Below are 12,438 nucleotides of genomic sequence, written 5' to 3' on the forward strand. Positions count from 1 at the left end.
TTTCAGGTAAGACACTCGAAAGCTGTGTGCAAGGTCCCTATAACTACAGTGATGCGGCCCGATATTCTGAACCCTCTGTTTGCAGAAACCCAGACGCTTGATGGCGTGGGGCCAAAGCTTGCCAAGCCTTTGGAAAAGCTGGGCCTGACGCGGGTGCGCGATTTTCTTTATCATCTTCCGGAGCGTTTCGTGACGCGCCGTGCAATCACCAATCTTGATGAGGCGGGGGAGGGCGAGCAGGTGATCGTCGCACTGACGCCCACCGAACACCGCGCGTCGCGCAACCCGGGCAGGGGGCCTTTCCAGGTCCTGGCGCAAGACGAGATCGGCAATATTTGTGCGATCACATACTTTGGGCGCGCGTCATACACGGGCAAGAAACAGCTTCCGGTGGGCGAAAAGCGCTGGGTGGCGGGGCGGCTTGATCGCTATGGCGATATGCTTCAGATCGTGCACCCCGACCACGTCGAAGAGACGTCGGATGCCAATATGGGCCGCATGACGGAGCCGGTTTACCGTCTGTCGGAGGGGCTGACTCAGCCGCGGATCCTGTCGCTTGTTGAACAATCTTTAGCCAAGGCGCCGCCGCTCCCTGAATGGATCGAGCCGGGACAGTTCGAAAAAGAGGGTTGGCCGGATTGGGAGGAGGCCGTTCGCGAGGCTCACAAGGGCCCGAACGAAGCGGCGCGCAATCGCCTTGCCTATGATGAGCTTCTGGCGAACAGCCTCGCGCTACTCTTGGTGAAAGCAGACAGTCGCCGCCGCAAGGGGCAGGCTCTCAAAGGTGATGGAAGCCTTCGCGCAAAACTCGATCTGCCGTTCGAAATGACCGGCGCGCAAAAGCGTTCGGTTAGCGAGATCGAAGGCGATATGCAGCAGGAAGCACCGATGCTTCGGCTCCTCCAAGGCGATGTTGGCGCAGGCAAGACCGTGGTGGCGTTGCAAGCCATGCTGATCGCCAATGAGGCGGGCAAACAGGCAGCGCTCCTCGCGCCAACCGAAATCCTTGCACGCCAGCATTACGAGACGCTCCGCAAGATGGCGGCGCCCACCGGAATTGAGGTGGCTCTTCTCACGGGTCGCGCCAAAGGACGTGAGCGTGAGGGGCTTTTGATGAGCCTTATGCAAGGCGATATCGACATCCTCGTTGGCACGCACGCGATCTTTCAGGACAGTGTTGCCTACAAGGATCTGGGGCTTGTGGTGATCGACGAACAACACCGTTTCGGCGTGGCGCAGCGGCTTGCTTTGGCGGGCAAGGGCCGGCGCAGTCCGCACACGCTGGCCATGACCGCAACACCCATCCCGCGCAGTCTGACGCTCGCGCAATATGGCGAAATGGATGTGAGCCGCCTAGATGAATTGCCGCCCGGAAGACAGGCAATCGAGACGCTGGTTTTTCCGCAAGGTCGCCTCGATGAAATGATTGCCGCCGTCGGGCGCCACCTTGCAAGCGGAAGCCAGGCTTATTGGGTGTGCCCTATGGTGCGCGAGGCCAGTGGCTCGTTTGAAAGCACCGATATTGCTGCTGCTGAGGCGCGTTATGCCCAGCTTGCAGAGCATTTCGGCGATCAGGTAGTGATGGTCCACGGGCAACTCCACCCCGATATCAAAGACGCAAATATGCAGGCCTTCGCGAGCGGTAAGGCCAAGCTCCTGATCGCGACCACCGTTATCGAAGTTGGTGTTGATGTGCCGAGTGCCACTCTCATGGTGATCGAGCAGGCCGAACGATTTGGCCTTGCGCAGCTTCACCAATTGCGCGGGCGTGTGGGAAGGGGGTCGGAAAAGAGCCGCTGCGTGCTTTTGCGCGGTGACGAACTGTCAGAGACGGGCAAGAAACGCCTCACTTTCGTCAAAGAATCGCAGGATGGTTTTTATCTTGCTGAAAAGGATCTCGAACTGCGCGGCGGCGGCGAACTGCTCGGCACGCGCCAGTCAGGCGATGCAGCGTTCCGCATCGCCGATCTTGAGCAGGTGCAGAAGCTTCTTCCCGCAGCCCACGCCGATGCACGGCTGTTGATGGAGCGTGACGGCGGGCTCACTTCCAAAAGGGGAGAGGCCGCTCGAATTTTGCTCTATCTGTTTGAGCGCGATTGGGGCGTGCAGCTTCTTAGAGGCGGGTAAGAACGCCCCTAGGCTTTCGGCGCTTCTGCTCTTGCTGCCAGCTTTTCAGCCAGCCTGTTCGCAGCGCTTGATACCAGTTCCCAGCATTCATCAAAACTGCCCTGATCGCCGTAATACGGGTCATCGACAGAAGCCCCTTCGTGATCTTCGAGCACATCGAGAAGCATGGCGACTTTGGCCCGGCCATGGCGCGGCGCACGGGCTTCGATGCCGGCCAGATTGGCGCTGTCGAGTGCGAAGATGTGCGTGAACCGGTCAAAGTCCTGCTCGCATAGCTGTCGACCACGGCCACCAGAGATGTCCACGCCGTGCCTGCCCGCTGCTTTGATCGCTCTTGGATCGGGCGGTTCGCCGATATGATAGCCAGCAGTGCCTGCAGAATCGATTTCAATTTCAAGCCCGGCCTCAGCCGCAGCTTTGCGAAATGCCCCTTCGGCCATTGGTGATCGGCAAATATTGCCCAAACACACAAACAGGACCGACAGGCCGTTTTCATTCCCCCATTCCATGACCGCTTTCTAACAACAGCTTTACGCAATGCAATAAGGATTGGGCTAAGGTCGCGCCATTACGATGTAAATTCGTGTCCCTATTCCAGCACCTTAGCTTCAAAAAGACGTTGTATCAGAAAGGATCTCTTGCGTTATGCGCCTGACGTTCACCTTCGCTTTAAGGCGTGCGCCAAGAAGAGCCGTGCCAGACACCTTACGCTGGACGAACAGGGTTTCGATGGGAGGGAAGGCCCAGGTCGCCTTGTCCTGTGCGATTTCCCAACCTTCTTCGCGTAGCAGCGGCACAAACCCCCGGTCGCCAAAATCGAAAGGGGCATCCTCTCGCATTTCATTGATGACGATGTCGATCATACGGTTGACCCGCTCGGGGTGACGTTCAGCAACGATAGGCATCATGAAGCCTGCCTCGATTGTCGCCTTCAGAACCTCGTCGCGATTTCCGCTCAAGCCAGCTTCGAGCATTTTTCGATAACCATTGGCGACGCTGGGATCGACTGCGCGGCAGGCGCCAAAGTCGAGGAGGATAATCTCGTCTGTCGATGCCCGGTAGCGGAAGTTGGCAAAATTGGGATCGGTTTGCATGACACCGAATTCAAACAGCTCGCGCGCCACCAAACGCATCATCCGCTCGGTCACGGCGTTGATGCGCTCTTGCGACTGCGTCTCAAGCGTTTCGATGGCAGAGCCTTCTTCAAAACTCATCGCGAGGATTGATCCGCGCGTAAGCTCTTTGTGAAGGCGCGGGACGACAAATCCCGTCTCACCCTGCAACTGCTTTCGATAAAGCTCCATCTGCTCACCCTCGCGGGTGTAATCAGCCTCTTCATGGAGCTGTTTTTTTGCAGCGGAGAGCAGTTTTTCGACCTCAATTTCAGGCGGAGCAAAGCCGGCGATTTTCAGCAGCGTCATCACATTGTCGACATCGCTGTCGATGCTCTTGGCAACGCCGGGATATTGGACCTTGATCGCAAGCTCCTGACCATCGCGGGTAAGCGCCTTGTGCACCTGACCGATAGACGCTGCCGCAATCGGGCGCGGGTTGAACCATTTGAACTGGCGGCGCCAATCGTCACCCCATTCTTTTTTCAGAACGGTGTCGAGTTGCCTGGTCGGCATGAAATTGGCTTGATCGCGAAGGCGCGCTAGGATGTCGGACAGTTCCTTGGGAAGGAAATCGCCTGCGTCCAGGCTGATCATCTGCCCCATTTTCATCGCCGCTCCGCGCATATGGCTTAAGCGGTCGGTCATCCGGGTGACATTGCCCGGCGTAAGGATGAGGTCGCGCCGGTTGAGCCCTTCGCCGCTCGCCAGCCGCCGGACACCTTCTGCGGCCATGCCACCAGCAACGCCGCCTACGAGCCTGCCCATCGAGCCAAGGCGCGCCATGCGGCTTGCGGGAACTGCTCGTTCGCGAGATTTGTCCTTTGGGCCGTCCACGTTACACCTTTTGCACTTTCATCCGTCACGAAACGCAAAGGGTCCGGGAAGTATCCCGAACCCTTGTCGCGAAGGTAAAGTCCCGAAGGTAAACCTCCAAAAGGATTAGCGTTGCGTGTTACGCGATCGCGCGTCCGCCACCTTGAACATAATTCACGTAAATCCCGTGGACGAGACCTGGAATATAGAAGATCAGTGTGAGGATCAGGTTGATCAAAAAGTCGGTACCCAGTCCCTTTTTAAGCGCAACGCCAAGTGGGGGAAGAAGAACGGTGGCGATAAGGGTAATCAGTTCCATCATGAGTGAAATCTCCATTTAATTCTATTTTGGCGCCGCGTGTATCGCGTTGGCCTTCACTCAAACTATGCAGACGAAGCCTGATCGTTCCAATTTTTCACACAAACGCAATCCAAGGCGCTCAGCTTGCGACCTTGGTGAAGTTGGATTCCTTTGGTCCAAGATCTGACGCAGATCGCTATTCCAGCTTCATCCGCGGGAACCGTGAGGCGCCCGAAGCGCTCTTTGCTGCATGGACACAAAGACCTCTCTAACCAGAACCGCCCGCACACTAGGATACGCCGGACTTTTGCCGCAGATCCTGTGCCTTGGCCTGACAGTTTCGGGTCATGAATACGCCTATACTGCTATGGCAGGAGGCTTCGCCTACGCAGCTGCAATTTTTAGCTTTCTGGGCGGTATGTGGTGGGGGCAAGCGATTCAAAGCGGGCGCGCCGGGGCGGGCACGTATCTGATTGCCGTTTTGCCCAGCCTGATCGCTGTGGCGCTGTTCCTGCCTTGGAGCTTTGGCTGGGAATGGCCGGGTCCTGCGTTGCTGTTCCTCGGCTTCTTGATCCTCGGCTCACCTGCGGTAGACCGCGCTCTCGGCTATGCACAGAATGATTTCATGCGGTTGCGCATGATTCTTTCGACAGGGCTCGGCGGGCTGACCATCGCTTTGGGCTTCGCTTCGATGCAGCTTATGCAGAGGAGCCTTGCCGTATGAGTTTACATGGCGAGGCTCTTGAGTTTTAAGACCGTCCCGACCGTTTCGATTATTTAGGAGCCTTCATGCTCGCTCGTCTGATTGCCGCAGTTTCAATTTTGCTTGGTTCATCGTCCGCGCTCGCCGAACCCGTCAGCTATTTTCAGGTCGAAGGCGTCCAGTATGACGAAAGCGTGCCTGCTTATGAAGATCATGCAGGTTACGAGATTGGCGAAAGACCGGTCCGCATGGCCGAGATGGTTTCCTACCTCCGCGGACTTGCGGCAAAATCAGATCGGATTGTTGTTGAAACGATCGGTTATTCACATGAGCGGCGCCCGCTGCTTTCCCTGATCGTCACCAGCCCCGCAAACCACGCCAATCTTGAGAGTATTCGTCAAGCGCACCTGGCGCGGGCCGAAGGGCGCGCCGCGCCTGATGCAGCGCCGATGGTGCTGTGGCTGAATTTTGGCGTTCACGGAGCAGAAACCTCGGGCATGGAAGCGGCGGTGCCGGTGGTATATCACTTTGCTGCGGCACAAGGGGCAGCGGTTGAAAACCAGCTCGATAACGCGGTGATGATCTTCACCGTGCCGTTCAATCCCGATGGCCACACACGCAGGATCGACCACGTCGATACCTATTGGTCCTATGCAGACAATTCCGACCCCAACGACGCCGCGCATGACCTTTGGGTTGAAGCGCGGACCAATCATTACTGGTTCGATTTGAACCGCCAATGGCTTTTGCTCACGCAGCCCGAATCTCAAGCCTGGATCAAGCAATGGCACAAGTGGAAGCCGATGCTCTCGGTCGACTATCACGAGATGGGCTCGCACTCGCCCTATTACTTCCACCCGGGGGAAGAGAAGCGCAAAAACCCGCTGATCCCGGACCGCGCGCGCGAGCTTGCCTATGGCATTGCGGAACGGCACGCGGCTTATCTCGATGGCGAGAAACACCTCTACACCACCGAAGAACGCTTCGATAACTACTACATCGGAAAAGGTTCAACCTATCCGCAAATCAATGGCTCGCTCGGCATCCTTTTCGAAGCAGGCGCTGCGCGGGGAGGGGCCATCCAAACCGAGCGAGGCCTTGTCAAAACGGCCGAAAATGTGCGCACACAATTCCGCACCGCGCTTACCAGCATTCAGGGGGCGCTTGATCTGCGGCAGGAGATCACCGCTTATCAGCGCGATTTCTTTGCCCAGAATGCCCGTGCCGCGACGAGCGGGGGATGGGTCTTTACAGCCGATGGCGACCCGGAAAGAGCCGCGCGTTTCGTGCGACTTCTCAATATGCACGATATCGAGGTCAGCACCCTTGGTTCAAACGTGACCGCCGGCGGGCGCGACTTTACCGCTGGTACGAGCTACTTCGTCCCGATGTCCCAGACCAACAATCGAATGATCAAGGGCATTTTCGAGCGCGTGACGAGCTTTGAGGAAAACATCTTCTACGATGTGTCTGGATGGACCCTTCCGCTCACCTATGACCTTGATTACGCACAGGTCAGTCGCACACCTGCGTTGGCAGAGCGTGCCCTTGGTGCATTCAAAAGCGCGCCGTCGCCCGATGTAGCGCCCTATGGCTATGTGTTCGACTGGTCGCACACCTATGCCCCGCGCGCACTGAACCGCATCCTGTCAAAAGGCATCATGGCAAGAGCAGCGACGGAGGGCACAATTGTGCGCACCACCCGCGGCGAGGTCGAGCTTGGCCGCGGGGCGATCTTCGTACCGCTTGACCGCCAGGAAGTTTCGCAAGACGAAATCCATCCCGTGATGGAGACAATCGCTGCACAAGACGGCGTCCCGGTCTTTGCCGCCACTTCTGGGCTCACGCCGGTTCCGGGCAGGGACCTTGGCGCGTCGAACATCTTTCGTGCTTTGGAAAAACCCAAGGTCGTGCTCGCATATGGAGATGGCCTTGCATTTTACGATGCGGGCGAGGTGTGGTGGACGCTCGATTATGGTCACAAGATGCCGGTCACGCTGGTTCGCAAGGATGATCTGGGGCGTCTGGATTGGCGCGATTACACCCATCTCATCATGGTTGGTGGCAATCCTAAATTGCCAGAGGAGCTTACCAAAAGCCTGCAAGGCTGGATCAAGCAGGGCGGCACTCTGATTGCGACACGCGATTCCGCGCTCTGGGCTGAAAAGACCGTGCTGGGAAGCAACGAGAAGAAGGGCGAGGATGAAGTCAAGGATGCGGACAGCAACACCGAACAACCTGCGCCTGTGGAACGCCGCGATTTTGCAGAGATAGGACTTCGCGATGCCGAGCACGTGATCGGCGGCGCAATCTTTGCAACCGATCTCGATACGTCGCACCCGCTGGGGTTTGGTTATTCGGACCGCGACTTGCCAGTGCACCGCAATGTCGACTTCACACTGAAACGCCCGGAGAAGAACCCGTATGCCGTACCGGTTGAATACACTTCCGATCCGCTTCTTTCTGGATACTCGTCACAAAAGCGGTTGGATGAAATCGCTGGCACACCCTCGGTCGTGGCACAGCGATTGGAGGGGGGGACGGTAATCCTGATGGCCGACAACCCGGTTTTCCGTGGCACTTATGCAGGCACGGAGAAATTGCTGATGAATGCACTGTTCTTCTCGGGCTTGATTGATCGCCCGCGCGGAGACTATTCCGAAGAGTAATCCGATCACCTTGTAGAAAGAGGGTGCGCATAAGTGGGTTCTCGCGTGGTGGCATGCTGGCATTTGCTGGCTATAGATCAAGCATGACCGAACCTCATCCAGAGCAGCAATATCTCGACCTGATGCGCCAGATTTGGGAGCGTGGGAGCGAGCGTGTCGATCGCACCGGAATTGGTACACGCTCGATTGCGGGTGCAATGCTGCGGTATGATCTTAGCGATGGCGCAATGCCGCTCCTCACCACCAAGAGGGTCTATTGGAAGACCGCCACCCGGGAAATGCTCTGGTTTCTGACGGGTGAGACAAACATTCGCCCGCTTGTGCTCCAGGAGGTGAAGATCTGGAACGAGTGGCCCCATGCCCGCTACGTCAAAGAGACGGGCGAAGACATTGCGCTTGAAGACTTTGTCCAGCGGATTGCCGACAGCGAGGATTTTGCCGAAACGTGGGGAGACCTTGGCCCGGTTTACGGCAAGCAATGGGTCGACTGGCCGACCTATCTCGCGCGCGAAGACGGGCTGTTCGAGGCTGGCCCCGGCATTAATCAGATTGCCCACGTTGTCGAGAGCCTTCGCAACAATCCCGGCAGTCGCCGTCATATCATCGAAGGCTGGAACGTCGCCGAGCTCGACCAGATGGCGCTCCCGCCATGCCACAAGACCTACCAGTTTCACGTGGCGGATGGTCGGTTGAACTGCCTTCTTTATCAACGTTCCTGCGATGTCGCGTTGGGGCTGCCGTTTAACCTGTGGTCGGCGGCGCTTTTGAACCGGATGCTCGCGCAGCAGGCGAGCCTTGAGCCCGGCGAGCTTGTCTGGATGGGCGGGGACGTGCACCTCTACCTCAATCACGCGCATCTTATCGAAGAGCAGTTGAGTCGCTCGCCCAGCGGCAACCCGACTTTGGAAATCACCAGAAAGCCTGAAACAATTTTCGACTACAAAATCGAAGACTTTCGGGTCGATGATTACGCGCCTCAGCCTCCAATCAAGGCTCCTGTTGCGGTGTAATCCACTCGCCTTGACCCGGGTTTTGCGGGGGGCGTATCGCTGCTTCTCACGCTTTTTCTGGGAGAGCAAATATGGCCGATGCGGCCTCCAATCGCCCACCACTTGCACTCCACGTGCCAGAGCCCAAGTCGCGGCCAGGTGATCCGGTCGACTTTACCGAAATCAATGTTCCCGAGGCCGGAGCGCAGGCACGCCCCGATGAGGCGACAAAGCCTGATGAGATGAAAGACCTCGCCTATGACCTCGTCCGCGTGTTGGGCGATGATAACAAGGCGCACGGCCCCTGGGACCCCAAGCTTGATCCAGAGACGCTTCGCACGATGCTCGGCCATATGGCCATGGTGCGCGCGTTTGATGAACGCATGTTCCGCGGTCAACGTCAGGGCAAGACCAGCTTCTACATGAAGTGCACCGGCGAAGAGGCGACCAGCGTTGCTTCGTCAATGGCGCTTGCCAGCGATGATATGGTCTTCCCCAGCTATCGCCAGCAAGGCATTCTGATCGCGCGGGGTTATCCATTGATCGAGATGATCAACCAGATCTATTCGAACGCCGGCGACAAGCTGAAAGGTCGCCAGCTGCCGATCATGTATTCGAGCCGTGAGCACAGCTTCTTCTCGATCTCCGGCAATCTCGCGACGCAAACCCCGCAAGCCGTTGGCTGGGCCATGGCGAGCGCGATCAAGGGCGACAGTCGGATCGCCGCAACATGGGTGGGTGAGGGTTCAACCGCGGAAGGCGACTTCCACTCGGCCTGCACATTCGCCAGCGTTTATAACGCGCCGGTGATCCTCAACGTTATCAACAATCAATGGGCGATCTCTAGCTTCAGCGGCTTTGCGGGCGCTGAGCGCACGACCTTCGCCGCGCGCGCTCTTGGCTACGGCATCGCCGGCCTTCGCGTGGACGGGAACGATGCGCTTGCATGTTTTGCCGCGCAACAATGGGCTGCAAACCGGGCGAGGGCAAACCAGGGCCCAACGCTGATCGAATACTTCACCTACCGCGCCGAAGGGCACTCGACCTCTGACGATCCATCGGGATATCGCAGCGCGCAGGAGCGGGAGGAATGGCCGCTGGGCGATCCGGTGATGCGCCTCAAGAACCACCTGATCGCGATTGGCGAGTGGGACGAGGAACGCCAGCAGGCGATGGACCTGGCGTGCGCGGAAGAGGTGAAGAAAACCACCAAGGAAGCCGAAAAGAACGGCATTCTTGGTCACGGCCTCCACCACCCGTTTCACACCATGTTCGAAGACGTGTTCGAGGAACTGCCTTGGCACCTTCAGGAACAGGCCGAGCAAGCGACCCGTGAGCGCGAGATTAAATGGCCCGACAAACATCCCAAAGATACGGCAGGCAAAGGGGCTGGCCAATGAGCGCGCAAGCAGACACACAAGTCTCCAGCGAGGCAACCGCCGAACGCCGCATCAATATGATCGAGGCGATCAACGAAGCGCTCGACACGATGCTGGCGCGCGATCCCGATGTGATCGTGATGGGCGAAGATGTCGGCTATTTCGGCGGTGTTTTCCGTTGCACAGCCGGCCTTCAGGAAAAGCACGGCAAAACGCGCGTGTTCGACACTCCCATCAGCGAATGCGGCATCATCGGTGTTGCTGTGGGGATGGGCGCCTATGGCCTTCGCCCTGTGCCTGAAATCCAGTTCGCCGATTACATCTACCCTGGCATCGACCAGCTGATTTCCGAAGCGGCGCGCCTGCGCTATCGCTCGGCGACTGAATACATCGCGCCGATGACCGTGCGCTCGCCCTTTGGTGGCGGGATTTTTGGCGGGCAAACGCACTCGCAAAGCCCGGAAAGCATGTTTACCCATGTGTCCGGCCTGAAAACCGTGATCCCGGCCACCCCTTACGATGCGAAGGGCCTGCTGATTTCGGCAATTGAAGACAATGATCCGGTGATCTTCTTCGAGCCAAAGCGGATCTACAATGGTCCGTTTACAGGCTTTTATGACAAGCCGGTTGAACCATGGAAAAAGCACGATGCGAGCGTTGTTCCGGAAGGGTATTACAAAATCCCGCTGGGTAAAGCGCGCCAGGTGCAAGAGGGCGAGGCGCTAACGGTGCTTGCCTACGGCACCATGGTTCACGTCGCCGAAGCAGTGGCCAAGGAGAAGGGGGTGGATGCCGATATCCTCGACCTTCGCACGCTTGTCCCGCTCGACATCGAGGCGATTGAGGCTTCGGTCAAAAAGACAGGTCGCTGCCTGATCGTCCACGAAGCGACGCGCACTAGCGGCTTTGACGCGGAATTGTCGGCGCTCGTGACAGAGCGCTGTTTCTACCACCTCGAAGCTCCGGTCGAGCGCGTCACCGGCTTCGACACTCCCTATCCCCACAGCCTCGAATGGGCTTATTTCCCGGGCCCCGTTCGCATTGGCGAGGCAATGGACAAAATCCTCAAGGACTAACGCAACATGGCAAAGTTCACATTCAACATGCCCGATGTGGGCGAGGGCGTTGCAGAAGCCGAGATCGTCGAATGGATGGTCAAGGTAGGTGACACCGTGTCCGAGGACCAGCATCTGGTCGATGTCATGACCGACAAGGCGACGATAGATATCGAAAGCCCGGTCGACGGCAAAGTGCTCGAGGTCGCCGGCGAGGCTGGCGATGTGGTCGCGGTTGGCTCGATGCTGTTGGTCATCGAGGTCGAAGGCGAGGAAGTGCCTGAGGTGGAGATGGAAGAACAACCTGCGCCAGCTCCCGCTCCTGCACCGGCTCCAGAGCCAGCACCCGAACCTACGCCGGCACCAGAGCCTACGCCTGCTCCGACGCCTGCGCCTGCGGAAACCTCTAATGCGGCAAAGGTCCTTGCGTCTCCTGCTGTGCGACAGCGCGCCCGCGATCTTGGCATTGACTTGGCAGAGGTAAAGCCTGCCGATGATGGCCGTGTCCGTCACGGTGACCTCGATCAATTCCTCGCCTACAATGCGGGCGGCGGCTTCTCACCTGCTGGCGCCCGGCGCGAGGACGAAACAATCAAGGTCATCGGCCTTCGCAAGCGCATCGCCCAGAATATGAGCGCGGCCAAGCGCAACATCCCGCACTTCACCTATGTCGAAGAATGTGATGTAACGGCACTTGAAGCTCTGCGTGCTGATTTGAATACTGCGCGTGGCAGCAAGCCCAAGCTCACCATGCTCCCGCTGCTGATCTCAGCCTTCTGCAAGCTGCTGCCGAAGTACCCGATGATAAACGCACGCTTCGATGATGAGGCAGGCGTTGTGACGCGGCACGGATCGGTGCACCTCGGCATGGCGACCCAGACCGACAACGGACTGATGGTGCCAGTGATCCGCGATGCGCAGGCGCGCAATCTATGGCAGCTTGCAAGCGAGATTGGCCGCCTTGCCAATGCTGCGCGTGATGGTTCGGCGAAGTCTGAGGAGCTCTCTGGCTCCACGCTTACCGTCACCTCGCTCGGCCCACTCGGCGGCGTAGCGACCACGCCTGTGATCAATCGCCCCGAAGTAGCGATCATCGGCCCCAATCGCATCATCGAGCGTCCTATGTTCGTATCCGACGGGCAGGGCGGCGAGCGAATCGAGAAGCGTAAGCTGATGAACATCTCGATTTCCTGCGATCACCGGGTGGTCGATGGTTATGACGCGGCAAGCTTCATTCAGGAAGTGAAGCAGCTGATCGAGACGCCTGTTTTGCTCCTGTCGGATTGA

General features: G+C 58.2%; 10 protein-coding genes. 7 read left to right on the plus strand and 3 right to left on the minus strand.

Annotation, left to right across the window (positions count from 1 at the left end; all coding sequences use genetic code 11):
* The first annotated feature begins 51 nt into the window (after positions 1 to 51).
* On the plus strand, positions 52 to 2,127 hold the full coding sequence (gene recG, locus MWU38_RS13980) for an ATP-dependent DNA helicase RecG (protein ID WP_247272406.1): 2,076 nt from the start codon (positions 52 to 54) through the stop codon (positions 2,125 to 2,127).
* Positions 2,128 to 2,135: 8 nt separating this feature from the next.
* Here recG and MWU38_RS13985 read toward each other — a convergent pair whose 3' ends face one another.
* The 3 genes from MWU38_RS13985 to MWU38_RS13995 form a co-directional block, all read right to left on the minus strand.
* Positions 2,136 to 2,636 carry a low molecular weight protein-tyrosine-phosphatase gene (locus tag MWU38_RS13985; RefSeq protein ID WP_247272407.1) on the minus strand — a complete coding sequence of 167 codons (501 nt, stop codon included), beginning with the start codon at positions 2,634 to 2,636 and terminating at the stop codon, positions 2,136 to 2,138.
* 99 nt (positions 2,637 to 2,735) lie between these two features.
* Positions 2,736 to 4,025, minus strand: coding sequence for an AarF/ABC1/UbiB kinase family protein (locus MWU38_RS13990; protein WP_247272609.1), 1,290 nt, complete (start codon positions 4,023 to 4,025; stop codon positions 2,736 to 2,738).
* A 169-nt stretch (positions 4,026 to 4,194) separates the two neighbouring features.
* On the minus strand, positions 4,195 to 4,377 hold the full coding sequence (locus MWU38_RS13995) for a YqaE/Pmp3 family membrane protein (protein WP_348646910.1): 183 nt from the start codon (positions 4,375 to 4,377) through the stop codon (positions 4,195 to 4,197).
* A gap of 229 nt (positions 4,378 to 4,606) precedes the next feature.
* Here MWU38_RS13995 and MWU38_RS14000 point away from each other — a divergent pair, with 229 nt between their 5' ends.
* From MWU38_RS14000 to MWU38_RS14025, 6 genes are all read left to right on the plus strand, one after another.
* Complete coding sequence (locus MWU38_RS14000) at positions 4,607 to 5,080, plus strand: DUF3429 domain-containing protein (RefSeq protein WP_247272408.1); 474 nt, start codon at positions 4,607 to 4,609, stop codon at positions 5,078 to 5,080.
* A gap of 65 nt (positions 5,081 to 5,145) precedes the next feature.
* Positions 5,146 to 7,728 (plus strand): M14 family zinc carboxypeptidase, encoded by a 2,583-nt coding sequence (locus MWU38_RS14005; RefSeq protein WP_247272409.1) that lies wholly within the window; start codon positions 5,146 to 5,148, stop codon positions 7,726 to 7,728.
* Positions 7,729 to 7,811: 83 nt separating this feature from the next.
* Positions 7,812 to 8,738 carry a thymidylate synthase gene (thyA, locus tag MWU38_RS14010; RefSeq protein WP_247272410.1) on the plus strand — a complete coding sequence of 309 codons (927 nt, stop codon included), beginning with the start codon at positions 7,812 to 7,814 and terminating at the stop codon, positions 8,736 to 8,738.
* A 71-nt stretch (positions 8,739 to 8,809) separates the two neighbouring features.
* Positions 8,810 to 10,117, plus strand: a complete 1,308-nt coding sequence (locus MWU38_RS14015) for a 3-methyl-2-oxobutanoate dehydrogenase (2-methylpropanoyl-transferring) subunit alpha (RefSeq protein WP_247272411.1) — start codon at positions 8,810 to 8,812, stop codon at positions 10,115 to 10,117.
* On the plus strand, positions 10,114 to 11,172 hold the full coding sequence (locus tag MWU38_RS14020) for an alpha-ketoacid dehydrogenase subunit beta (RefSeq protein ID WP_247272412.1): 1,059 nt from the start codon (positions 10,114 to 10,116) through the stop codon (positions 11,170 to 11,172). Before MWU38_RS14015 ends, MWU38_RS14020 begins: the two co-directional genes overlap by 4 nt.
* A gap of 6 nt (positions 11,173 to 11,178) precedes the next feature.
* Complete coding sequence (locus tag MWU38_RS14025; RefSeq protein ID WP_247272413.1) at positions 11,179 to 12,438, plus strand: dihydrolipoamide acetyltransferase family protein; 1,260 nt, start codon at positions 11,179 to 11,181, stop codon at positions 12,436 to 12,438.

This window comes from Qipengyuania sp. S6317L1, from assembly GCF_023015615.1.
Lineage (GTDB): Bacteria > Pseudomonadota > Alphaproteobacteria > Sphingomonadales > Sphingomonadaceae > Erythrobacter.

Excerpts from the sequence above, each read along its gene's own strand:
- MWU38_RS13990 (WP_247272609.1), bottom strand. The coding sequence starts at position 4,025 with ATGGCGCGCCTTGGCTCGATGGGCAGGCTCGTAGGCGGCGTTGCTGGT.
- MWU38_RS13985 (WP_247272407.1), bottom strand. The coding sequence starts at position 2,636 with ATGGAATGGGGGAATGAAAACGGCCTGTCGGTCCTGTTTGTGTGTTTG.
- MWU38_RS14025 (WP_247272413.1), top strand. The coding sequence starts at position 11,179 with ATGGCAAAGTTCACATTCAACATGCCCGATGTGGGCGAGGGCGTTGCA.
- MWU38_RS14000 (WP_247272408.1), top strand. The coding sequence starts at position 4,607 with ATGGACACAAAGACCTCTCTAACCAGAACCGCCCGCACACTAGGATAC.
- MWU38_RS14005 (WP_247272409.1), top strand. The coding sequence starts at position 5,146 with ATGCTCGCTCGTCTGATTGCCGCAGTTTCAATTTTGCTTGGTTCATCG.
- MWU38_RS13995 (WP_348646910.1), bottom strand. The coding sequence starts at position 4,377 with ATGATGGAACTGATTACCCTTATCGCCACCGTTCTTCTTCCCCCACTT.
- recG (WP_247272406.1), top strand. The coding sequence starts at position 52 with ATGCGGCCCGATATTCTGAACCCTCTGTTTGCAGAAACCCAGACGCTT.
- thyA (WP_247272410.1), top strand. The coding sequence starts at position 7,812 with ATGACCGAACCTCATCCAGAGCAGCAATATCTCGACCTGATGCGCCAG.
- MWU38_RS14020 (WP_247272412.1), top strand. The coding sequence starts at position 10,114 with ATGAGCGCGCAAGCAGACACACAAGTCTCCAGCGAGGCAACCGCCGAA.
- MWU38_RS14015 (WP_247272411.1), top strand. The coding sequence starts at position 8,810 with ATGGCCGATGCGGCCTCCAATCGCCCACCACTTGCACTCCACGTGCCA.